Origin of the sequence: Paenarthrobacter ilicis (assembly GCF_016907545.1) — a bacterium.
Taxonomy (GTDB): Bacteria; Actinomycetota; Actinomycetes; order Actinomycetales; family Micrococcaceae; genus Arthrobacter; species Arthrobacter ilicis.
Genome location: NZ_JAFBCD010000001.1, coordinates 1,144,808 through 1,167,882, shown reverse-complemented (window position 1 = coordinate 1,167,882; position 23,075 = coordinate 1,144,808). Strand labels below are relative to the sequence as shown.

Below are 23,075 nucleotides of genomic sequence, written 5' to 3'. Positions count from 1 at the left end.
ATCATGGCCAGCCGGACCAGCAGCTTGGCTAGCTGGCCGGTTTGGAAACGTCGACGCCGGCAACGGCCTTGCGCTCAGGGTCCTCCGCGGCGTTCTCTGCCGGGACAGCTGCCGCCTCATCACGGGCCTTGTCCTTACGCTCAAGGTACTTGTGCCACCAGCGCAGTGCGTGGTCAACCACAATGCCCAGAACCACTGCGAAGGCTATGGCGATTCCGACGCCCAGGAGCGGGTTGTGGTGCACCCACTGCCCGGCCAGCAGCCCGATGCCAATCGAGTAGCCCACCCACGTGACGCAGGCGAAAGCGTCCAGCAGGAAGAAGGTCCGGTGTCGGAAGCCTGTTTGGCCTGCCACGTAGTTGACGGCCACACGTCCCCAGGGAATGTAGCGGGCCGTGAAAATGAGGACCGCTCCACGCTTGTCCAGCTCATACTGGGCCCAGGCAAACATCTTCTGGACCTTGGGACGGCGCATCCACCGCCAGCGGGTGAGGCCGATTTTCCGCCCCAGCATGTACGCCATGTTGTCACCGGCGATAGCACCCACCAGGGCCGTTGCGCCCAGGATCCACAAGTTGGGCTCTCCGCTGTGAAGGGACAGCGCCGAGAGGCCAACGATTGCTGTTTCGCTGGGCAGGATGGTGGCAAATCCGTCAATAAAGAAGAAGACCAGGAGTACCGGGTAAATCCAAGGCTGCCCGGCTGCATGCTCGAGCATTAGGTTCAAAGACTCCACGCGGTGGTAGCTCCTAGACGAATATGACTTGACACTGTGACCAAAGTCGCTCTTAGTGTCCCACGGCCAGGACGTCGTTCGCTACGTCCCGGCCAAGGGATCACGCGTTTAACGCTACCGATGCGGTAACGGTTCCGTCATCAACCGGTGGACTGATGTTGCGGGGGTTTTCCCGTCATACCGTGGGTGGAGGCGGTGCCTGTTCCCCTGGTGCGGTGGAGCCGGGAATGTTGGAGCGATCCAGGGGAACGGACCCGCGGACCTTGCTGATGATGCGGTCGATGATCACGCCCAGGATCACGGCCACCACGATTGCGATCACGGCGCCCAGCAGATGGTTGTGCTCGAACCAGACACCAAAGAAGTACCCCAGCACCACCGAGTAGCTGGCCCACAGAATGGCGGACAGGCCGGTGAGTGCCACGAAGCGGCGGTGGTTGAAATGGGTGGCCCCGGCCGTCAGGTTAACGGCCACCCGGCCGATGGGGATGAACCGGGCCACCATGATGAGCGAGGCTGCCCGGCGTCGGAGTTCCTTGCCTGCCCAGCTGAAAGCACCCTGCATCCGTTGGGTGCGCATCCAACGCCACCGCTGGATGCCGATGCTCTTGCCGATCATGTAAGCGATGTTGTCCCCAACAAAGGCTCCGAGCGCTGCCATCAGGGCCAGCAGCCACACGTTGGGCGAACCGCTGCTGCCGGCCACCGCGCCGAGGCCCACCACCACGGATTCACTGGGAATGGGCGGGAAAAAGCCGTCGATGACACAGCAGGCAAAAACAAGGAGCAACACCCACGGCTGCTCCGCCGCGGCGAGGATGAAATCGTTGATGCCCTGCACGGAATCCTTAAAGTCTGCGGCCCCTTGGCGGAACCGGTGGTCAGCTGTTCCGGGCTGTCCGACACGCGGGGACAACCCGGAACATCAAGCCTAGGCGATCCGGCTGATAATCAGCTGGCGGTCAGGCCGGGATCCTTCGGGAGCAATGACCACCGCATCCTGAAGCGCTTCCTTGGCCCGCTCGAACTTCTCCGGTGTATCAGTCAGGAGCGTCATCAGGGGCTCCCCCGCCCGCACCAAAGCACCCGGTTTAGCGTGCATTCGGACACCCGCTCCTGCCTGGACCTGGTCCTCCTTGCGGGCGCGGCCGGCGCCCAGGCGCCAGGCAGCCACGCCCACCGAGAGGGCATCCAGCTGCACCAGGACACCATCGGCCGGAGCGTAGATGACCTCGGACTCCTTGGCCACGGGCAGGGCAGCACGGGGGTCGCCGCCCTGGGCCTCGATCATCCGGTTCCAGACGTCCATGGCCCGGCCATCCTTGAGGGCGGCAGCGGGATCGGCATCGTGGATGCCGGCGCCGGCCAGCATCTCCTCAGCCAGGCGAACGGTCAGTTCGACGACGTCTTCCGGACCACCGCCGGCAAGGACCTCCACGGATTCCTCCACTTCGATCGCATTGCCTGCAGTGAGGCCCAGCGGTGTGGACATGTCCGTGATCAGCGCAACGGTGTGAACCCCCGCATCCTTGCCCAACGCCACCATGGTTTCGGCGAGCTCCCGGGCCCTGGCCTCATCCTTCATGAAGGCACCGGACCCCACCTTGACATCCAGCACCAGGGAGCCGGTTCCCTCAGCGATCTTCTTGCTCATGATCGACGACGCAATCAGCGGAATGGCTTCCACCGTCCCGGTGACATCGCGCAGGGCGTAGAGCTTCTTGTCTGCCGGTGCCAAGCCGGAACCTGCAGCGCAGATCACGGCACCCACGTCCTGGAGCTGGGCCATGATCTCCGCGTTGCTGAGGTTGGCGCGCCACCCGGGGATGGCTTCGAGCTTGTCCAATGTTCCGCCGGTGTGGCCAAGGCCGCGGCCCGAGAGCTGCGGAACCGCCACGCCAAACACCGCCACCAGTGGAGCGAGCGGCAGGGTGATCTTGTCCCCCACGCCCCCGGTGGAGTGCTTGTCGCTGGTAGCTTTCATGCCGCCGTCGGGCCTTGTCAGGGACGAAAAGTCCATGCGTTCGCCCGAGGCGATCATGGCAGTTGTCCACCGGGAAATCTCGGCACGGTCCATCCCGTTGAGGAGGATCGCCATGTTCAGTGCAGCCATCTGTTCATCGGCGATCACACCACGGGTGTAGGCATCGATGGTCCAGTCGATCTGCTCGGGAGTCAGCGTCCCTTTGTCCCGTTTGATGGAAATGATCTGGACGGCGTCAAACGCTTCTGTGGTCACGGGGTTTCCTCCAAATGTTCGGGACCAAAGGCATCGGGTAGCACCTGATCCATGGATTTGATGCCCTGAGTGGTCATGAGCTGCATGCCGGGGGCCCGGAACTCATACAGCAGTTGGCGGCAACGTCCACAGGGCATCAGGATGTTGCCCTGTCCGTCCACGCAGTAAAACGCTGAAATCCTGCCGCCGCCGGTCATATGGAGCTGGCCCACCAGCGCGCACTCGGCACACAGGGTCAGGCCATAGCTGGCGTTCTCCACGTTGCAGCCACTGATGATCCGGCCGTCCTCGGTGAGGGCCGCAGCCCCCACCGGGAACTTGGAATAGGGTGCATACGCCCGGCCCATGGCCTCCTGGGCTGCCCTCTTGAGGGCGTCCCAATCGACGGCCTGCCCAGGCATCGTCAACCCTTCACATACGGTATGCCGCTGGCGGCCGGGCCTCTGGACTTACCCACCAGGCCCGCGACGGCGAAAATGGTCACCAGGTACGGCAGCATGGCCATGAACTGGCTGGGCACCGGCGTTCCGATGATGCCCAGGATGGACTGGAGGTTGTACGCGAAGCCAAACAGCAGCGACGCGAGGAAGGCGCCGATCGGGTTCCAGCGGCCAAAGATCAAGGCAGCCAGGGCGATGAAGCCGCGCCCTCCCGAAATGTCCTTGGTGAAGGAATCGATGGTCACCAACGTGAAGACAGCGCCGCCGATGCCTGCAATGGCTCCGCCCAACGTGACGTTCCAGAAGCGGGTGGCATTGACGTTGATGCCCAGCGTGTCCGCAGCCTGCGGGTGCTCGCCAACCGCGCGGACGCGCAGGCCCCAGCGGGTCTTGAACAGCCCGAACCACACCACGGCGACTGCCACATACATCAGGTAACCGGCAATGGACTGCTCAAACAGGATGGGTCCGATGATGGGGATGTCGGAGAGGAACGGGATGGGCAGGATGTCCAAACGCCCAGGCGTATTGAACTGCTCCTTGTTGGTCACCATCAGGGTGCCGAACAGGAAGCCGGTCAGCCCCGAGACCAGGACGTTCAACACCACGCCCACAATGATCTGGTTGACCAGGTACTTGATGCTGAAGACAGCAAGGACCATGGACACCGCTGCGCCGGCGGCTGCTGCCGCGATCAGGCCGATGTACGGGCTGCCGGTGACCGTTGCCACGAGGGCTGCCGTGAACGCACCGCCCAGGAGCTGGCCTTCGATGGCGATGTTGACGACGCCGACGCGCTCACACAGGACACCGGAGAGGGAGCCGAACACCAAGGGCACAGCCAACGTCACCGAACCGGCAACCAAGCCGGCCAGGGAAATCGACGGCTGCCGCGCCCCGGCCACAATCCATACCAACAATGCAAAGACGAAGACCACGGCGAAGGCGATGGGAAGCCACTTCGGTGACTTCTCCCCCTGCGTCCAGAGGTATACGGAGTAAGCGGCCATGGCCAGAAGCAGGATGCCCAGGACCACCCCGCCCACCTGTCCCGGAATCATGAGCGCCGGGACAACAACTGCGTCCCCGGCGTCGCTGATCTTCATTTCGGCGGTCTGGTTGGATCCCAGGAAGCCGAAGAACACCAGGGCAATGAGTGACAGGACCCCCAGGGACACCGGCACCTTCAGGGAAGGCCGGAAGGACGGGAGGGCCGTGGACCCTGAGTGTGGAGCCTTGGTTGCCGTACTCACTTGGCACCTCCGGTGGCGTTGGCAAGGGCAGCTGCGGGGGCCGCCTTCGGTGTCTTGGTTTTGTTTTTCTTCTTGGGCTCAAGCCGGAAGATGGACCTGATCAGCGGCGGGGCTGCAATGAACAGCACAATCAAAGACTGGACCACCAGGACAATGTCGATGGGGGTACCGGTCTGGATCTGCATCTGGACAGCTCCTGCGCGGAAGGCTCCAAACAGCAGGCCGGCAAAGAACGTTCCCCACGGTGTACTGCGTCCCAGCAGGGCCACGGTGATGGAATCGAAGCCGATCTGCGCTGCTACGCCTCCGGTGAGGACCTTTTCCGTTCCTGCCACCTGGGCAACGCCACCGAACGCGGCCAGCGCGCCGGCGAAGGCCATGGCCAGAATGGTGGCCCGGGAAACCTTGATGCCGGCAGTGCGCGCGGCAACAGGGTTGGCGCCTACGGCACGGAACTCAAAGCCGATGGTGGAGCGGTTCAGCAACCACCACACACCAACGGTCAGCAGGACGGCAACGAGGAAGCCGAGGTGGAGCCTGGACCCGGGAATAAGGACAGGGTACGTGGCCGTCTCATCCAGTCGCGGCGAAATGGGGCTGTTGTCCCCCGGCCGGCGGAAAGCGGACGTGTTCAGCAGGAAGTCCAGCAGGAACAGTGCCACGTAGTTGAGCATGATGGTCACAATGACCTCGTGGGCACCGGTGCGGGCCTTGAGGATGCCAACAATGGCGCCCCAGAACGCTCCACCCAGAACGCCCATGACCAGCACCACCAGCAGGTGCAGTCCGAACGGCAGGTGCCAGGCGAACCCGACGTAGGCCGCGAGGGTTGCACTGATGATGATCTGGCCCTGTGCACCGATGTTGAACAGTCCAGCGCGGAAAGCCAAGGCAACGCCCAGGCCGGCGCAAATCAGCGGGGTGGCCACCGTCATGGTCTCCAGCAGCGGTTTGAAACCTTCGCGTGGGCTGAATACCGACCCCTGGAAGAGTGCCACGTAGCTTTCGGTCATGGCACCCCAGAGGGCGGCCAGGAAGTCTCCGGGGCGGGCAAAGAAGTACCCGGCAGTTTTGGCTACCTGGCTGTCGGTGCTGGCAATCAGCAAACCGCCCAGGATCAGGGCAACAACCACGGCAAGGACGGAAACGAACCCATTGCCCATGACGATGCGGCGGATCACGTTGCCGTCCTGGTGTCCCGGGTCCCCGCTTTGCGTGGAGACGGGAACGATGGATGGTTCCAGTGTTCCGCCTGCAGTATCCAGCGCGACATCCGCCGCGCGTACTTCCGATGTGGGAACGTCCTTGGCGGACTGGTCCTTGTCAGACATCGGAGCCTCCTTCCGGGCCTACTCCGGCCATCATCAGGCCCAGGGTGTCCCTGGGCGTTCCCGCGGGGACAATGCCCACGAGCTTGCCCTTGTAGAGCACCGCAATCCTGTCAGCGAGGTCGATGACTTCATCGAGCTCGGTGGAAACGATCATGACGGGAGTTCCCACGTCGCGCTCGGCGACGATGCGCTTGTGCAGGAACTCAATGGAGCCGACGTCCACGCCACGGGTAGGTTGGCTGGCGATGAACAACCGCAGCGGGCGGGACAGCTCCCTGGCCATCACCACTTTCTGCTGGTTGCCACCGGACAGGGTCCCGGCCGCGGAACCCGGCGAGGGGGTCCGGATATCGAACTCCTCGATCTTGGCCTTGGCGTTCTCCATGACCTTGGCGGGCTTCATGCCGATGCCGCTGGCAAAGGGCTCCTGGTCATAGAGGTCCAGCACCAGGTTTTCGGCCACTGAGAACGGCCCCACCAGGCCGTCCACCGTTCTGTCTTCAGGAACGAATCCGACGCCGGAGCGCAGGACTTCCTTGACCGGAAGCCCCAAAAGCTGCTTTCCGTCCAGGGTCACCGAGCCGGTGACGTGGTCCTGGACACCGAGGATGGCTTCCGTCAGTTCCGTTTGGCCGTTGCCCTGGACACCGGCGACGGCGAGGATCTCGCCTTGGGCGATGTCGAAGCTGATCCCGTCCACCACGTTGGTCCCGTTGGCGGCGCGGACCGTGAGGTTCTCCACCTTGAACGTGACGTCCTTGGGCTGGGCGGGAGCTTTGGCAAGGCTCAGGCTCACCGGCCGCCCCACCATCATGGAGGCAAGGTCGGCCGCGGACGCGGTGGGAGGAGCGTCGCCCACCACCTTCCCGCGGCGGATCACCGTGATGACGTCCGAGACCGCCTTGACCTCACGGAGCTTGTGGGAGATGAACACGATCGACGTGCCACCGTCCCGGAGCTGCCGCATGATGTCCAGGAGTTCATCGGTTTCCTGGGGCGTCAGGACGGCCGTGGGTTCGTCCAGGATCAGGACCTTGGCCTCGCGGACCAAGGCCTTGATGATCTCCACCCTTTGCTGCACACCCACGGGGAGGTCTTCCACCAAAGCGTCGGGATCGACGTCGAAACCGTACTTCGCGGAAATTTCGCGGATCTTCTTCCGGGTTTCGTCGATGCTGAGCACGCCGCCAAATGTGGTGGGTTCTGCTCCCAACGCCACGTTTTCTGCCACGGTGAAGACGGGGACAAGCATGAAGTGCTGGTGCACCATGCCAATGCCCGCCGCCATGGCGTCGCCGGGCCCGCGGAAGGTGACGGGACGGTCATCCACCAGGATCTCTCCGGCAGTGGGCTCGTACAGCCCATACAACACGTTCATGAGGGTTGATTTTCCGGCACCATTCTCGCCCAGGAGGCAATGGATCTGGCCGGATTCGACCACAAGGTCGATGTCTTGGTTGGCGTAGAAGGTCCCGAAGGCTTTCGAGATCCCCTTCAATTCGAGTTTCACAACTCCCACCGTTCTATGAGTCCGAGGGGCGGCTGACGTGCTCCTGCCAGCAGCCTATTCGTGCGGGCGTCCCGAGGCGAGTGCTGCGGGTGTTGGAAGCAGGACAGCTGCTGTTCAGGGCAAAAACGCGCCGCCAGTACCGGGGCTCGGTACTGGCGGCGCGTCCAGGAATTGTTTACTTCTTGGGGCTTGCTGCCGATTCGACAACCAGCTTGCCGGACACGATGTCGGCCTTCAGGGCATCGAGTTCGGACTTGGTCTCTGCGGAAATGGCAGAGTCGAGGTCGTGGAACGGAGCGATGGCCACGCCGTCGTTCTCCAGGGTTCCGACGTAGGCGGTGTTGCTGAACTTGCCGTCCTTGTCGTCCTTCACCACGGTCTCCACAGCTTCACCCATCTGCTTGACCACGGAGGTCAGCATGAGGTCCTTGTACTCGGGAGCGGTGAGGTAGCCATCGGAGTCAACCCAGATGAGCTTGACGTCCTTGCCTGCAGCCTTGGCTTCCTTCAGTGCGGCGCCTGCACCCTTGCCTACCGGGCCGGCAACGGGCATGACGATGTCAGCGCCCTGGTCCAGGAGGTTGATGGTGACCTGCTTGCCGGTGTCCTGCTTTTCGAAGTCGCCGGTGAAGGAGCCGTCCTGGGTGGTCTTGTCCCAGCCGACAACCTGCACGGACTTGTTCTTGGCCTTGTTGTAGGCCTGGACACCGTCGTAGAAACCGTCCATGAAGATGGTCACCGTGGGGATCTTGATACCGCCGAAGGTACCCACCTTGTTGGTCTTGGTGGCCGACGCTGCTGCGTAGCCTGCCAGGTAGGCAGCCTGTGCAGTGTCGTAGACAACGGGCTTCACGTTGGCGATCGGGGTCTCATACGTGTAGTCGATGATCGCGAAGTGCTTGTCCGAGTTCTTCTCTGCAGCGGCCTTTGTGGCGTCGCCCAGGAGGAATCCGACAGTAACCGTCAGGTTGCAGCCGGCGGAAACCATGCCGTTGAGGTTGGTTTCGAAGTCGCTGTTGGCCTTGGATTCAGCGGATTTGACCGTGATGCCAAGGTCCTTCTCAGCCTTCTTGAGGCCTTCGAAGGACGACTGGTTGAACGACTGGTCATCAAATCCACCGGAGTCGGAGACGATGCAGCCCACGAAATCGCTCTTGGTGGCGGCACCTGAGCCGGCGTCCGGGGCCTGGCCGCAGCCGGTGAGCAGGAGCGCTGCCGCACCTACCGTGGCCACACCGGCCATTGAACCGCGCTTCAGGGTGGCACGCAGTGGTTTCTTCAATTTTCCTCCAGGAAGAAAGTGATTGGCGCTACGACGGATGGTCAATGAGTGTCCGTTTCCTATACCTGAGGCAGAAATTCTGTTTTCACTGATGCTCGCAGCTGCGCCTAGGCGCATTGATGGAACCAACACTAGTGGCCTGAAACACACCCTGGTAGCACAAGCCCGTCCTCCGGGGCAGATTGTTGACCTTTTGTTACCAAGCAGTAGCCGGGCGTGCAAGTCACACCCGGCTACCGTTTGTTCAATTCCGCTGGATTAGAGGCGGACCAGCATCTTTCCGGTGTTGGCACCGTCCAGAAGATCCATGAATGCCTGCGGGGCGTTCTCCAGGCCATCAACGATCGTCTCGTCGTAGCTCACGGAGCCATCGGCCAACCATCCGGCCATTTTCTGGGCGAACTCGGCAGCGTGCTGACGCTGGCCACCCACCAGGAATCCGCGCAGGGTCAGCTGCTTGCCGATTGCCTGCATGAGGTTGCGAGGGGCTGCGGGAGGCTCGGTGGAGTTGTACTGCGCGATGGCACCGCACATGGCGATGCGCCCGCCCACGGTCAGGGTTGCCAGTGCGGCTTCAAGGTGCTCGCCTCCGACGTTGTCGAAGTACACGTCGATCCCGCGCTCCCCTGCTGCTTCACGCAGCTGGTCAAGGACCGGACCATCGTTGTAGTTGAAGGCGGCGTCGAAGCCGAGCTCCAGCAGGCGTGCAACCTTCTCGGCCGAGCCGGCGCTGCCGATCACCTTGGAGGCACCCATGGCCTTGGCAATCTGGCCCACCATGGATCCCACGGCACCTGCGGCGCCGGAGACGAACACAACTTCGCCTTCCTTGAACTCCGCCACTTTGAGCAGGCCTGAGTAGGCAGTGAGGCCGGTCATGCCCAACGCGCCCAGGAATGCGGAGGTGGGAGCAAGCCCACTGGGAACCGGGGTGGTGGCTGCGGCATCCACTACTGCGTGCTCGCGCCATCCGAGTGAATGCACGACGACGTCACCCACCTTGTGCGCGTCCGAACGGGACGCGATCACCTCACCGACCGCACCGCCGTCGAGCGCTGCATCGATCTGGAACGGAGCCGAGTAGGACTTGACGTCGTTCATGCGGCCGCGCATGTAGGGGTCCACGGACATGAATTGGTTCTTGACCAGGATCTGTCCGTCGCCGAGCTCAGGCAGCTGGGCCTGGGTGAGGCGGAAGTTATCTGCCACCGGGCGGCCCTTGGGGCGGGAAGCCAGCTGGATTTCGCGGGTCTCTACGGGAGTGGAAACGGCGCTCATGCTGCGAACTCCACGAGCTTGAGGTCTACGGCCATGTTGCCGCGGGTGGCGTTGGAGTAAGGGCACACCTGGTGCGCTTTGTGCATCAGCTGCTCTGCGGTTTCACGGTCCAGTGCGGGGAGGGCGATTTCCAGTTCGGCGGCCAGGCCGAAGCCTTCGCTGTCGGTCAGCGCACCGATGTGGATCCTGGCTGCGACGGCCGAGTCTGTCAGATCAACGCGCTCCTTGCGGCCCACCAGGCGGAGGGCGGAGTGGAAGCAGGCAGCGTAACCGGCAGCGAAGAGCTGCTCAGGGTTGGTGCCTTCGCCGTTGCCGCCGAGTTCCTTGGGGCTGGCAAGGGTGACATCCAGCTTGCCATCGTTGGTGCGGGCGTTGCCGTCGCGGCCTTCGCCGGAGGCAAGTGCCTCAGCAGTGTAGAGAGTCTTCATGGTTATACCGTTTCTCCTTGGTGAATGGATGGCTGGGGAAATCTTCAGAGTGAGCCGTTGAGTGCCGTGGTGAGCTTGCCGAGGGTGGCGTGGAGTTGCTGGATCTCCGCGGCGGACAATCCCGCTGCGTCGGCCAGCGCCTGAGGCACAGCCTGGGCACGGGCACTCAGCTCCCTGCCGGCGCCGGTCAGCACAACGTCGACCCGGCGCTCGTCCTGGGCGGACCGCTTTCGTTCCACCAGGCCCAGGCCCTCAAGGCGCTTGAGCAGGGGCGAGAGTGTTCCGGAATCCAGGCCCAGTTCAGCTCCGAGTTCGCGGACGCTGCGGGGTTCCTGCTCCCAGAGAACGAGCATCACCAGGTACTGGGGGTACGTCAGGCCGAGGTCCTCCAGCACGGGCCGGTAGACAGCCGTCGCAGCCTTGGACGCCGAGTACAGCGCAAAGCAGACCTGGTGGCGGAGGCGGGGTGCATCACTCATGGAAAATACGATAGTGCACAATTGAATTGTGCACAACTCAAGCGGCTGTCAAAACCCAACTGGGTCGCACTTGTGCGCGTTATGAGCCCCCATAACGCGCACAATTGCGACCCAGTTGGGTTACTGCTCCAGGTCCCTGATGGTCCTCAAGGCAGCGCCGGTAAGAACCCGTACCGCGTACCCAAGCGCACGCTCATCCACAATGAAGTCACCGCGGTGGAGATCGTATTCCTCGCCACCGGGAGTATGGGTGCCCAATCGCATCATGGCTCCGGGAAGATCCGCGAGGAACCAGGCAAAGTCTTCTCCACCCATGGATTGCGGAGTCAGAACCACGGCGCTTTCGCCCAGCTCGGCCCGGGCTGACGCCTCGATCAGGGCTGTTTCATGCTCGGAGTTAACCACCGGCGGCACTCCGCGGGTGTGTTCCAGATGCACGTCAACTCCATAGGGCGCTGCCACCTGCTTGACGACGTCGTCCAGCAGCTCCCCGGCACTGTGCCACGCATCCCGGTCCAGGCAGCGCATGGTGCCGGCCATATAGCCGGACCCCGGAATGGCATTGGGCGCCGATCCCGCCGAAATCTGGCCCCACACCACGGACACACCGCTGCGCACGTCCACCCGGCGGGAAAGGACAGCGGGGACGTTGACGGCAATCTGGGACAAAGCGAACACCAGGTCCTCGGTCAGGTGCGGACGGGACGTGTGCCCGCCCCTGCCTGACAACTCAATCTTGATGGTGTCCGACGCCGAGGTGATGGCACCAATGCGGGTTCCGATCTGGCCCACGTTGATCCGCGGATCGCAGTGCAGCGCCAGGATGCGGGGAACGCCTTCCAAGACGCCTTGCTCAATGCAGGAGAGGGCGCCGCCGGGCATGGTTTCCTCGGCGGGCTGGAAGATGATGCGGACCGTGCCGCCCAGCGGGTTGTTCTTGTGCATCCGGTGCAATACCAAGGCGATGCCCAGCATGGTGGTGGTGTGGATGTCATGTCCACAGGCATGCGTCACGCCGTGGTTCTTGGAGGCGAACGGAAGACCCGTTTCCTCGATGATCGGGAGGGCGTCGATGTCTCCGCGCAGTGCGGTGGCAATCGGCCCCTCCCCCACGTCCACGGTGAGGCCGGTTCCTTCCAGCCTGCGCGGCTTCAGGCCTGCAGCTTCCAGGCGCTCCACCAGCTTGTCCGTGGTGCGGAATTCCTTGAAGGAAAGTTCGGGGTGCGCATGGAGGTCCCGGCGGAACTCGATGAGTCCGGGCAGGAATTCGTCAACCCAGGGACCAACGACGGGGGTGGGCTCGGTTTCAGTGGTGTAATTGCGCACGTCACAACTCTAGCCATCCACGGCCACGGAAGAACGAAAGCCACCTCTTGGTTACGCTGCGTTCAGACGCAGGGCAACCAAAGAGGTGGCTCACGGTATAAGCCGGGCGACTATGCGCCTGGGGGCTCCAGCTAGAGGACGTCCGTGTCGCCACTGGCTTTCAACGCGTCCACGGTCCCCTTGACCAGCTGCGCATGTTCCTTGGTGGTGACCAGCAGGGCGTCCGGGGTGTCAACAATCACCACGTCCTTGATGCCGATCAGGGCAATGACCCTCTTGGTATCGGAAACCACCACGCCACTGGCGTTTTCGGCGAAGACGCGGGCGCCTTCACCCAGGACCGTCACTTCGTCCACATCACCGGCGTTGTTCAAGCGGCCAATCGCCGCGAAGTCGCCAACGTCGTCCCATCGGAAAGTACCAGGTACGACGGCGACATCGCCGGCTTCCGCTGCAGGCTCGGCAACAGCGTAGTCAATGGCAATCTTGGGCAGGGTGGGCCAGACGCGGGCCTTGACCTCATCGCGCTGCGGGGTGTCCCATGCCTCGGCGATTTCCTGCAGGCCCGCGAACAGCACAGGCTGGTTGGCCTCGAGGTGCTTGAGCATGAGGTCCACCGGAGCCACGAACATTCCGGCGTTCCAGACGTAGTCCCCTGCCTCCACGTATTTGTTGGCGACTTCCTGGCTGGGCTTTTCCACGAACTCGGCAACCGCCATGGCACTGGGGGCGCCTTCAATGCCAAGGGAAGCGCCGGAACGGATGTAGCCAAAGCCCGTGGACGGGTGGGTCGGCTTGATCCCGATCGTGACGATCTTGCCGGAAGCAGCGGTCTGGATGGCCTCGCGGACAGCCTCCTGGAAGAGGTCGTCCGGGCTGATCACCTGGTCTGCGGCGAAGGAACCCATGATGGTGGCGGGATCGCGGCGGTAAAGAATGGCCGCAGCCAGTCCGATTGCGGCACCGGAGTCCTTGGGCTCACTCTCCAGGACCAGCTCGTCATCCCCCACCTCGGGCAGTTGGCGGCACACGGCAGCGCGGTGCGCTTCTCCGGTGACAACCAGGACCCGGTCCCCTGCCAACGGTTCCAGTCGGTCGTAGGTTGCCCTCAACAAGGTGCTGCCGGAGCCCGTCAGGTCATGGAGGAACTTGGGCGCAGCGGCACGCGAGAGTGGCCACAGCCGTGTCCCCACACCACCGGCCGGAATGACCGCATGAAAGCGGTCCAATGGCGATTCCGGGTAATTCGCGTCTTCTGTACTCACCGCAACACTTTATCCTGTACAGACCGGAAGCCCTGCAGGACGCGGCACATGTGGCGTTCGTCTCAGGCGATGCCCCGATTTGCCTGATTCCGGGGGCGAAACATGGAATTTACAAGCAGCCAAGCCCGTCCTAAATTGAATATGCTGTGAGCGAAGCCTAGATTTAGGCGTGAGCTACGAGTGCTCTCGCAGCAGGCGTTCCCCCCGCATGGATCCCATGCCAGCGCCACTGTGTTGCAGGAAGGTTTAATCAGTGCCGACAAAACCAGCTGGCACCTTGTACCGCGGCCGTGAAGGCATGTGGTCCTGGGTTGGACACCGTATTACCGGTGTAGTGATCTTTTTCTTCTTGTTGGTCCATGTGTTGGACACCTCATTGGTGCGCGTGTCCCCTGAGGCCTACACCGCCGTTATTGGCGCTTACAAGAATCCCCTGATGGCCCTGGGTGAAACGGGCTTGGTCGCTGCGATCATCTTCCACGCCTTCAATGGCCTGCGCGTGATCGCGATCGACTTCTGGAAGAAGGGCGCAAAGTACCAGCGCCAGATGCTGTGGGTCGTGCTTGCACTGTGGCTGGTCACGTTCGCAGGCTTCGCTATCCGCCACCTTTCCCTCGCGCTGGGAGGCCACTAAGCCATGACAACCATCGAATCACCCCGCAGCGGCAAGATCGCCCCGAAGTACAACCGCAGCGGTTCCAGCCGCGGCAACTTCGAGATGATCGCCTGGCTCTTCATGCGGCTCTCCGGCATCGTCCTGGTGGTCCTGATTTTCGGCCACCTCTTCGTCAACCTGCTGGTGGGCGAGGGCATCCACGCCATCGACTTCGGCTTTGTTGCGGGCAAGTGGGCGGATCCCTTCTGGCAGTTCTGGGACCTCGCCATGTTGTGGCTTGCCATGCTGCACGGCACCAACGGCGTCCGCACCATCATCAATGACTACGCCGAGAAGGACTCCACACGCTTCTGGCTCAAGATGGTCCTCTACGCGGCCACCCTGGTCATCATCATCCTGGGCACGCTGGTGATCTTCACCTTCGATCCGTGCCCCGTCGTCGACGGCGTTCAGCTGCCTGGCGGATTCTGCCCGGCCCCGTAGGGGTTGTGCCATAGCGGCGGCACCGGTCCCTCCTTTGGAGTGAATCGGTCCGCCCCACGGGGCGGAGCAGCCTCCGCCGACCATCTGAACTTTGAAAGAGAGAGCATCTGGTATGCAGGTCCATAAGTACGACGTCGTTATTGTCGGTGCAGGTGGCGCCGGCATGCGCGCAGCGATCGAGTCCGGTCAGCGCGCACGCACAGCGGTACTGACCAAGCTCTACCCCACCCGCTCGCACACCGGTGCGGCCCAGGGTGGCATGTGTGCAGCACTGGCCAACGTCGAGGAAGACAACTGGGAGTGGCACACCTTTGACACCATCAAGGGTGGCGACTACCTGGTTGACCAGGATGCAGCCGAGGTCATGGCGAAGGAAGCCATCGACGCCGTGCTGGACCTGGAAAAGATGGGCCTGCCGTTCAACCGCACGCCCGAGGGCCGCATTGACCAGCGCCGCTTCGGTGGCCACACCCGCGATCACGGCAAGGCTCCTGTCCGCCGTGCGTGCTACGCAGCTGACCGCACCGGCCACATGATCCTGCAGACGCTGTACCAAAACTGCGTCAAGCACAACGTTGAGTTCTACAACGAGTACTACGTCCTTGACCTGCTGATCGTCGAAGAAGACGCAGTGCGCGAGGACGGTACTCCGTACAAGCAGAAGCGTGTTGCCGGCGTTGTCTCCTACGACCTCGCTTCCGGTGAACTGCACGTCTTCCAGGCCAAGTCCGTGGTGTTCGCATCCGGCGGCGCCGGCAAGGTCTTCAAGACCACGTCCAATGCCCACACCCTCACCGGTGACGGCATGGGCATCGCGTTCCGCCGCGGCATCCCCCTGGAGGACATGGAGTTCTTCCAGTTCCACCCGACCGGCCTTGCCGGCCTGGGCATCCTCCTCACCGAGGGTGCACGTGGTGAAGGTGCCATCCTGCGTAACTCCGAGGGTGAGCGCTTCATGGAGCGTTACGCCCCCACCATCAAGGACCTCGCTCCCCGTGACATCGTGGCCCGTGCCATGGCCAACGAGGTGCGTGAAGGCCGCGGTTGTGGTCCCAACAAGGACTACGTCCTCCTGGACCTGACCCACCTTGAGCCTGCCCACATCGAGGCCAAGCTTCCGGACATCACGGAGTTCGCCCGCACCTACCTTGGTGTGGAACCGTTCACCGATCCGGTTCCCGTGTTCCCCACGGCGCACTACGCCATGGGCGGCATCCCCACCAACATCACCACCGAGGTGCTGCAGGACAACGACACCATTGTGCCGGGCCTCTACGCCGCCGGTGAGGTTGCGTGTGTTTCCGTTCACGGTTCGAACCGTCTCGGCACCAACTCCCTGCTGGACATCAACGTGTTCGGCAAGCGCGCCGGCATCGCCGCTGCTGAGTACTCGAAGACAGCCGACTTTGTTGAGCTTCCCGAGGACCCCGAGGCAATGACCCGTGGCATCCTCAGCGGTTTGCTGGAGGGCAACGGCACCGAGCGTGTTGCGCAGATCCGCAAGGAACTGCAGGACACCATGGACGCCAACATGCAGGTGTTCCGCACCCGCGAGTCCCTGGAGCAGGTTCTCCGCGACATCGACTCGTTCGAACAGCGCTACAAGAACGTCACTGTCCAGGACAAGGGCAAGCGCTTCAACCTGGATCTCCTGGAAGCAGTGGAGCTGGGCTTCCTCCTGGATATGGCCAAGGTCATGACCGTTGGTGCACTGCACCGTGAAGAGTCCCGCGGTGGCCACTACCGCGAAGACTTCCCGGACCGCAATGACGAGAAGTTCATGAAGCACTCCATGGCTTACTTGGACAACTCCGTCACCGTCGACTCTTCGGCGGAATCCGTTGCGGGCATCCGTCTTGAGACGAAGCCCGTGATCTTCACCCGTTACGAGCCGATGGAGCGTAAGTACTAATGACGACCGAAATGGCAGAGCCCGCTTCCAAGATCGAGCTCCCGGCAAGCGTTGCCGGCGACGGTGAAATCCCCACGTTCCACATCACGCTGCGCGTGCGCCGCTACGATCCGGAAATCTCGGACGAAGCCCGCTGGGATGACTACAAGCTGACCATGTACGGCACGGACCGTGTGCTGGACGCCCTTCACAAGGTGAAGTGGGAAATCGACGGAACTGTTTCCTTCCGCCGCTCCTGCGCCCACGGTGTGTGTGGTTCCGATGCCATGCGCATCAACGGCCGCAACCGCCTGGCGTGCAAGACCCTGCTGAAGGACCTGGACACGTCCAAGCCCATCACGGTGGAACCCATCAAGGGCCTCCCCGTGGAGAAGGACTTGATCGTGGACATGGAACCGTTCTTCCAGTCCTTCCGCGAAGTCATGCCGTTCCTCATCAACAAGGGCCACGAGCCCACCAAGGAACGCCTGCAGTCCGTTGAGGACCGTGAGCGCTTTGATGACACCACCAAGTGCATCCTCTGCGCTGCCTGCACCTCCTCCTGCCCGGTCTTCTGGACCGATGGGCAGTACTTCGGGCCCGCAGCGATCGTCAACGCACACCGCTTCATTTTCGATTCCCGCGATGACGCCGGCGACATGCGGCTGGAGATCCTCAACGACAAAGAGGGCGTGTGGCGTTGCCGCACCACCTTCAACTGCTCGGAAGCCTGCCCGCGTGGCATCCAGGTCACCAAGGCAATTGCCGAGGTCAAGCAGGCCATCTTGTCCCGCAAGATCTAGTCAGCAGTTACCTTCAAGAACAGCACGACGACGGCGCCGCTCACCATGTTTGGTGACGGCGCCGCCGTCGTTAATCACCACCGCCGTACCACCACCGCCCGCTGGGCGTCGTCCCCCAAGGAGACCACCGTGCCACGCTCAGAGAAGATCACCTTCACCGGAAGTACCGGCGATGCCCTGGCAGGCATTGTCGATGTTCCGGAGGGCCCTGTCCGCGGGTGGGGAGTGTTTTCCCACGGGCTCACCCTTGGCAAGGACAGCCCCGCTGCCTCCCGGATCTGCAAGGGACTGGCGGAGCAGGGTGTGGGCATGCTGCGCTTCGACAACCTTGGCCTTGGCGGCTCCGGGGGCGAATGGTCTGCAGGATCCTTCAGCGTCAAGGTGGCCGACACTGTCCTCGCCGCCGCGTACATGCAGGAACAGGGCCGGGGCATCTCACTGCTGGTGGGGCACTCTTTTGGTGGCGCAGCCGTCTTGGCTGCGGCCCGCGAGATCCAGGGCCTGAACGCCGTGGTGACTGTGGGAGCTCCCTACGAGCCGAAGCACGTGGAACACATGTTTGACACGGAGATCGACAGTATCCTGCGCGACGGCAGTGCCGTGGTGGACCTTGGCGGACGGCCCATGGAGGTTCGCAGGCACTTTGTGGAGGACATTGAGCGCGCGGACCTGCGCGATTGCATCCGTACCCTGCACAAGCCCTTGATGGTGATGCACTCCCCCACCGACAACACGGTGGGGATCGACAACGCCAGCGAGATTTTCCGGACCGCCAGGCACCCCCGCAACTTCGTCTCCCTGGAAGGCAGCGAACACCTGCTGACCGGCAAGGGGCAGGCTGCCCGGGTAGCGAAGATCATCAGCGCCTGGGCCGATCCCTACCTGGAAGTCTCCTGAATCGGCACTACTTTCCGATTGCTGCCTTGCTTTCGTTGATCCACTGTTCGGCTGCCTTCTCCGGGCTGAGCCGCTTGAACAGGACATCGGTGTTGAGGCGGGCCGTGATCTCCGAAACCGCCGTTGATCCCGTGGGGCCGATGAAGGTTGGGGCGAAGTCCATCTTGCCGACCTCATCAATGTAGGCTGCTTCGGTTTTCCCCTGCGGTGTCAGGAGATCACCGATTGCTGAACGCATTCCGGAGTTGCTGGGCACACCCCGGTCACTCTGGATGATTTTGGCCGCTGCCTCGTTGTTCACCAGGAAGTTCACCAGTTTGGCAGCCGCATCCGTGTGCTTGCTGCGGGCGGAGATGGTGTAGAACTGCGAGGACTGGAGCCAGATACCGGGCGTCGGCTTCTCGCCGGGCAGCTTCAGCAGTTTCAGTTCCGCCCCGGATGCCTTGCTCAGGGCAGTCAGCGAATTGCTCCAGGTCAACATCATGCCGGCCTGTCCCATGCCCATGAGGGTCTGTTCGGTGCTGGCGTTGAGCTTCTCCACAGTCTCCGAAGCGCTGGGAGCCGCGCCGGATTCGGACAGTTTCAGCGAATAGTCGAAATAGGCCTGGACGGTGTCCTTATCAAGCCCGAGCTGCCCGTCCTGGGTGTAGAGGGACTTGCCGCGTTGACGGGCAAAAGCATCCAGCGAGTCATGGGTCAGGACGGTCGCCGTACCGTAGGTTCCCTTGGGGCTCTTCTCCGTGATGTTCTTGGCCACGCTGGCAAAATCATCCCAGCTCCATGTACTGTCATCCGGGAGTTCCACGCCGGCCGCCGTGAACACTGCGGGATTCACCACGACTGCCAGCGCATTGGCACCGGTGGATACGCCGTACTGGGTTCCCTTGACCTGCCCGTTCTCCACAGCGCCCTGGTCCAGCTTGGTCAGATCCAGGGAGCCGCTGACTTTGCTGAGGTCCAGCAGCGCACCACGGTTGGCGTATTCGGCCGGGTACGCTCCGCCCATGGTGATCACGTCAGGGGCATCGTTGGCGGCCACCTGGGTTGCCAACTTGTCGAAGTACCCGCTGATGTCCCCGTACTCGGGCTTGACCTTGATGTTCGGGTTGGCGGCCTCGAATTCCTTGATGGCTTTGGTGGTGAGATCAGCGCGGGTGGCATTGCCCCACCAGGAGAACCTGATCTCCACGGGGCCGTCTTCCGGCTGGTTGTTGGAGGACGGGCTGGAGCATGCCGCCGTGAGGCCCAGCATGCTGATGGCCGCTGCGAATGCCACGGATTTCCGGAAAGTCAGGATCGATTTACGCGTCATTGGGTAAGCTTCTTTCAGCTGAGAAAACGGTTCCTGAAACGTATCAAGGCCGTGTATATTCGTCAATAGTTTGCTCTATGAACTATTTGACATGGAGGAGTACCGTGCCCCTGACCCTGGATGACCTGCAGATACGCGACCCCTATGTGCTCACCGTGGAAGCCTCTGGCGAGTACATGCTCTTCGGAAGTACGGACAAGAACATCTGGTCCGGTCCGGCCACAGGTTTCGACTGCTACCGGAGCAAGGATCTGGCCACGTGGCGGGGACCCATCCCTGCTTTCCGTCCGGACGCCGGGTTCTGGAGCCACGAACAGTACTGGGCACCAGAGGTCCACGAATACCGGGGGCGCTACTTCATGTTTGCCACGTTCACCGCCCCCGGCCGGTTTCGCGGAACACAGATCCTCGCAGCAGGGAAGCCGGAGGGTCCCTACACACCATGGAGCGACGGACCGGTAACTCCCGGCAATTGGCAATGCCTGGACGGCACACTCCATGTGGACAGTGACGGCTCGCCCTGGATGGTGTTTTGCCACGAGTGGAAGCAGGTCCACGACGGCGCCATGATGGCCCAGCGGCTCACAGACGATCTCCGCGCCGCCCACGGTGCGCCGGTCTTCCTGTTCAGCGCTTCCGAGGCCCCTTGGTCCCGCGCATTGGATGTTCCCTCGGTCCAGGACCGTGAATTTCCCGTCCATGTGACCGATGGTCCCTTCCTGTTCAGGCTGAGCAGCGGAAGACTGATCATGCTGTGGTCCAGTTTTGGAGACCACGGGTACGCCATGGGAATTGCCCGCAGCAAGTCCGGGACTGTCCTTGGCCCCTGGGAGCAGGAACCCGAACCACTGTGGGGCAAGGACGGTGGGCACGGAATGATCGGCAGGTTGCTGACCGGCGGGCTCTTCCTGACACTCCACCAGCCCAATAACAGCCCCCACGAACGGGCGGCCTTCTTTCCGCTCCGCGAACTGGAGGACACGGTTGTCCTCGGCCCTGAAACCCACCCCACCCACGACTCCAAGGACGCCCACCGATGAGCCCTGTTCACCCTCCCCAAGGGATTGACCGCAAGGCGCTGGTGCAGCGCCACAACGTACGCCAGCTTCGCCTGGATCCCCGGAGCCCCGTGTCCGTGGGGAACGGCGAGCTGGGATTCACCATGGACCTCACCGGCCTGCAAACCCTGCCGGACTCCTACCCCGTGGGCGCCCGGGACGAGCTTCCGCCCGGAACGTTGCTGGGCACGCAGTCCCAATGGGGTTGGCACTCCACTCCGGCTCCGCAGGACTACGATCTCTCGGCATCCACTGTTCTTTACGACTCCCCTCGGGGGCCGGTGCCCTACGTGGACATGGTGGGCGACATCGTCAACGATCGTGAAACAGGCACCTCACAAGCCGAAAACTGGCTCCGGGCCAACGCGCACCGTTTGGATCTTGCCAGGATCGGCTTCCGCTGGGCGGAGGACAGCGGGGACAGACCCGTCTGCGCTGACGAGTTGGACATGACCGAACAGACACTGGACCTGTGGACAGGAACCGTCACCAGCCGTTTCACCGTAAGGGGCCATCCGGTCAAGGTCACGACGACGTGCCACCCCACCCGCGATCAGCTGGGGTTCCGCGTTGAATCACCAGCGCTGGAGGCAGGTTTGGTGGTAGGCATGGCATTCCCTTACGGCTCGGAAGCCTGGCACGATGCTGCCGACTGGAACCGGCCCGATGCCCACACCACCGGCTTGGACAAGCCCTCTGCTTCCACGGTTTTCCCCGGCGCGCAGGAGTGGCTGGTCCACCGTCGCTTGGATAATGCCCGCTATCAGGTAAGGATCATGGGCCCGGACCTGGAGGTGGAGTCCACCGGCCCGCACCGGCTCCGCTTGAGTGCCGCAGTGCCTGCCGGAAAGCCACCAGTTATGGATTTCGCTGTCACCTTCATCCCGGCCGGAAGCGGGGACTGCGTCCGGAAGGGCGGCCATCCACGGGACCACTACCAACGGACCCTCCCACAGGATGACGCAACCCGGCCACCGCGTGACCTAACCCGGCCCGGGGAGGCGGGTGCCGGCGTCGTGCCCTCTCCTGCGGGGAGCATCACGCGGGCGTCCGCAGCGTATTGGGCAGACTTCTGGTCCACCGGCGGTGCAATCGAGCTCCACGCCACGGATGATCCGCGGGCCAAGGAACTGGAGCGCCGGATTGTGCTGTCCCAGTACCTGACGGCCATCAACTGTTCTGGCTCGCTGCCGCCCCAGGAGACCGGCCTGGTCTGCAACTCATGGCGGGGCCGGTTCCATCTGGAGATGCACTGGTGGCACTCCGCCCACTTTGCCCTGTGGAACAGGACGGAGCTGTTGCATCCCTCCCTCCGGTGGTATGCCACTGTGCTGGAGAAGTCCCGCCAGACGGCCAGGAACCAGGGCTTCGGCGGCGTGCGGTGGCCTAAACAAGTGGGGCCGGACGGCAGGGAAAGCCCCAGCCCCATCGGCACCTTCCTGATTTGGCAGCAACCGCACCCCATTTACCTGGCCGAGCTGGTGTATCGCGCCAACCCATCCCGGGAAGTACTGGAAGAATTCGCGGAGATAGTGTTTGAATCTGCCGCGTTCATGGCGGATTTTGCCCATCCCACACCCCGGGGCTTCGAGCTGGGCCCGCCGCTGATTCCTGCCCAGGAAAGCTATGGGGACATGCGCGGCCAGGTCACCAATCCCACCTTTGAGTTGGCCTATTGGCAGTGGGGCCTGAGGACGGCCGCGGCCTGGCGTGAACGGCTGGGCCTGGACGCTGTGGAGGAATGGTCAACCGTGGCCGACGGCATGGTCCAGCCGCGCGTGATCGATGGCGTCTACGCTGCGATCGACGTGGAACCCTTCACCATCCGCACGGACCACCCGTCCATGCTGTGCGGCCTGGGCGTTATCCCTGAAACCGGACTGATCGATCCAGGGACCATGCGGGCCACGTTGAAAGACGTGCTGGCCAACTGGGACTGGGCCAGCACATGGGGTTGGGACTACCCCGTGATGGCCATGACGGCGGCCCGGCTGGAGGACCCGGAAGCGGCGGTGGACGCCCTGCTCCTGGAGGCCGGCAAGAACACCGCGCTTGCCAACGGGCACAACCGCCAAACCGATTCCCTGCCGGTATACCTTCCGGGCAATGGCGGGCTCCTGGCAGCTGCAGCATTGATGGCAGCAGGCTGGGACAACGGCCCAGGAAGGAACGCGCCGGGCTTTCCAGCGCACTGGACCGTGGCATGGGAAGGCCTGGTACAGGCGCCGTGACACAGGGGCCACGGCCCGGGATGCGCGAGATGGGTTGCCCTAGTTGCGGCGTGGACCGAACGCCGCCCCCACCAAAGCTCCTGCCCCCATGCCGATGAGGATCCCCAGGAACGGTGAATTAAAGATCAACTGGCCAACAATCAGTCCAAGGGCAGCGCCAAGCAGGCAGGCAATCCACAGCTGGTTGTTCATCCGCGCCTCCGGGTCTCCAACGAAC

At 63.0% G+C, this 23,075-nt stretch carries 22 protein-coding genes; 7 read left to right on the top strand and 15 right to left on the bottom strand.

Annotation, left to right across the window (positions count from 1 at the left end):
* Nucleotides 1-28: 28 nt before the first annotated feature.
* The 13 genes from JOE60_RS05460 to JOE60_RS05400 all read right to left on the bottom strand — a co-directional run bounded on the left by JOE60_RS05460 (nucleotide 29) and on the right by JOE60_RS05400 (nucleotide 13,567).
* On the bottom strand, nucleotides 29-718 hold the full coding sequence (locus tag JOE60_RS05460; RefSeq protein ID WP_167264955.1) for a DedA family protein: 690 nt from the start codon (nucleotides 716-718) through the stop codon (nucleotides 29-31).
* Between the two features lie 193 nt (nucleotides 719-911).
* On the bottom strand, nucleotides 912-1,577 hold the full coding sequence (locus tag JOE60_RS05455) for a DedA family protein (RefSeq protein WP_167264625.1): 666 nt from the start codon (nucleotides 1,575-1,577) through the stop codon (nucleotides 912-914).
* A 90-nt stretch (nucleotides 1,578-1,667) separates the two neighbouring features.
* Nucleotides 1,668-2,975: a thymidine phosphorylase gene (locus JOE60_RS05450; RefSeq protein ID WP_167264624.1), complete on the bottom strand. Its 1,308-nt coding sequence runs from the start codon at nucleotides 2,973-2,975 to the stop codon at nucleotides 1,668-1,670.
* Nucleotides 2,972-3,376, bottom strand: a complete 405-nt coding sequence (locus JOE60_RS05445) for a cytidine deaminase (protein ID WP_167264623.1) — start codon at nucleotides 3,374-3,376, stop codon at nucleotides 2,972-2,974. The genes JOE60_RS05450 and JOE60_RS05445 overlap by 4 nt, the downstream gene beginning before the upstream one ends.
* Nucleotides 3,377-3,378: 2 nt before the next feature.
* Nucleotides 3,379-4,668 (bottom strand): ABC transporter permease subunit, encoded by a 1,290-nt coding sequence (locus tag JOE60_RS05440; RefSeq protein WP_167264622.1) that lies wholly within the window; start codon nucleotides 4,666-4,668, stop codon nucleotides 3,379-3,381.
* Nucleotides 4,665-5,999, bottom strand: a complete 1,335-nt coding sequence (locus JOE60_RS05435; RefSeq protein ID WP_167264621.1) for an ABC transporter permease — start codon at nucleotides 5,997-5,999, stop codon at nucleotides 4,665-4,667. The genes JOE60_RS05440 and JOE60_RS05435 overlap by 4 nt, the downstream gene beginning before the upstream one ends.
* Nucleotides 5,992-7,509 carry an ABC transporter ATP-binding protein gene (locus JOE60_RS05430; protein WP_167264620.1) on the bottom strand — a complete coding sequence of 506 codons (1,518 nt, stop codon included), beginning with the start codon at nucleotides 7,507-7,509 and terminating at the stop codon, nucleotides 5,992-5,994. Before JOE60_RS05430 ends, JOE60_RS05435 begins: the two co-directional genes overlap by 8 nt.
* A gap of 175 nt (nucleotides 7,510-7,684) precedes the next feature.
* Nucleotides 7,685-8,791, bottom strand: coding sequence for a BMP family lipoprotein (locus JOE60_RS05425; protein ID WP_420851375.1), 1,107 nt, complete (start codon nucleotides 8,789-8,791; stop codon nucleotides 7,685-7,687).
* A gap of 258 nt (nucleotides 8,792-9,049) precedes the next feature.
* A complete protein-coding gene (locus tag JOE60_RS05420; protein ID WP_167264618.1) occupies nucleotides 9,050-10,069 on the bottom strand; it encodes an NADP-dependent oxidoreductase in 1,020 nt (339 codons plus the stop codon).
* Nucleotides 10,066-10,497 carry an organic hydroperoxide resistance protein gene (locus JOE60_RS05415; protein WP_167264617.1) on the bottom strand — a complete coding sequence of 144 codons (432 nt, stop codon included), beginning with the start codon at nucleotides 10,495-10,497 and terminating at the stop codon, nucleotides 10,066-10,068. Before JOE60_RS05415 ends, JOE60_RS05420 begins: the two co-directional genes overlap by 4 nt.
* A gap of 44 nt (nucleotides 10,498-10,541) precedes the next feature.
* Nucleotides 10,542-10,976, bottom strand: a complete 435-nt coding sequence (locus tag JOE60_RS05410; protein WP_167264616.1) for a MarR family winged helix-turn-helix transcriptional regulator — start codon at nucleotides 10,974-10,976, stop codon at nucleotides 10,542-10,544.
* A gap of 120 nt (nucleotides 10,977-11,096) precedes the next feature.
* Nucleotides 11,097-12,302: an amidohydrolase gene (locus JOE60_RS05405; protein WP_167264615.1), complete on the bottom strand. Its 1,206-nt coding sequence runs from the start codon at nucleotides 12,300-12,302 to the stop codon at nucleotides 11,097-11,099.
* Between the two features lie 131 nt (nucleotides 12,303-12,433).
* Nucleotides 12,434-13,567: a mannose-1-phosphate guanylyltransferase gene (locus tag JOE60_RS05400; RefSeq protein WP_167264614.1), complete on the bottom strand. Its 1,134-nt coding sequence runs from the start codon at nucleotides 13,565-13,567 to the stop codon at nucleotides 12,434-12,436.
* A gap of 253 nt (nucleotides 13,568-13,820) precedes the next feature.
* Between JOE60_RS05400 and sdhC the strand changes: the two genes are divergently transcribed.
* The 5 genes from sdhC (at nucleotide 13,821) to JOE60_RS05375 (ending at nucleotide 18,257) form a co-directional block, all read left to right on the top strand.
* Nucleotides 13,821-14,201 carry a succinate dehydrogenase, cytochrome b556 subunit gene (sdhC, locus tag JOE60_RS05395; protein ID WP_018777254.1) on the top strand — a complete coding sequence of 127 codons (381 nt, stop codon included), beginning with the start codon at nucleotides 13,821-13,823 and terminating at the stop codon, nucleotides 14,199-14,201.
* Nucleotides 14,202-14,204: 3 nt separating this feature from the next.
* Entirely contained in the window at nucleotides 14,205-14,666 is a 462-nt protein-coding gene (locus tag JOE60_RS05390; protein WP_167264613.1) for a succinate dehydrogenase hydrophobic membrane anchor subunit, read from the top strand.
* Between the two features lie 112 nt (nucleotides 14,667-14,778).
* On the top strand, nucleotides 14,779-16,578 hold the full coding sequence (gene sdhA / locus JOE60_RS05385) for a succinate dehydrogenase flavoprotein subunit (RefSeq protein WP_167264612.1): 1,800 nt from the start codon (nucleotides 14,779-14,781) through the stop codon (nucleotides 16,576-16,578).
* A complete protein-coding gene (locus JOE60_RS05380) occupies nucleotides 16,578-17,360 on the top strand; it encodes a succinate dehydrogenase iron-sulfur subunit (protein ID WP_167264611.1) in 783 nt (260 codons plus the stop codon). The genes sdhA and JOE60_RS05380 overlap by 1 nt, the downstream gene beginning before the upstream one ends.
* Nucleotides 17,361-17,489: 129 nt before the next feature.
* Entirely contained in the window at nucleotides 17,490-18,257 is a 768-nt protein-coding gene (locus tag JOE60_RS05375) for an alpha/beta hydrolase family protein (protein WP_167264610.1), read from the top strand.
* Nucleotides 18,258-18,264: 7 nt separating this feature from the next.
* Here JOE60_RS05375 and JOE60_RS05370 read toward each other — a convergent pair whose 3' ends face one another.
* Nucleotides 18,265-19,569, bottom strand: a complete 1,305-nt coding sequence (locus tag JOE60_RS05370; RefSeq protein ID WP_167264609.1) for an ABC transporter substrate-binding protein — start codon at nucleotides 19,567-19,569, stop codon at nucleotides 18,265-18,267.
* 104 nt (nucleotides 19,570-19,673) lie between these two features.
* Between JOE60_RS05370 and JOE60_RS05365 the strand changes: the two genes are divergently transcribed.
* Nucleotides 19,674-20,609, top strand: coding sequence for a glycoside hydrolase family 43 protein (locus JOE60_RS05365; RefSeq protein WP_338112525.1), 936 nt, complete (start codon nucleotides 19,674-19,676; stop codon nucleotides 20,607-20,609).
* A complete protein-coding gene (locus JOE60_RS05360; protein WP_167264607.1) occupies nucleotides 20,606-22,858 on the top strand; it encodes a hypothetical protein in 2,253 nt (750 codons plus the stop codon). The genes JOE60_RS05365 and JOE60_RS05360 overlap by 4 nt, the downstream gene beginning before the upstream one ends.
* A 39-nt stretch (nucleotides 22,859-22,897) precedes the next feature.
* On the opposite strand, the gene JOE60_RS05355 is transcribed toward JOE60_RS05360, so the two are convergent.
* On the bottom strand, nucleotides 22,898-23,050 hold the full coding sequence (locus JOE60_RS05355) for a DUF1269 domain-containing protein (protein WP_167264606.1): 153 nt from the start codon (nucleotides 23,048-23,050) through the stop codon (nucleotides 22,898-22,900).
* Nucleotides 23,051-23,075 lie beyond the last annotated feature (25 nt).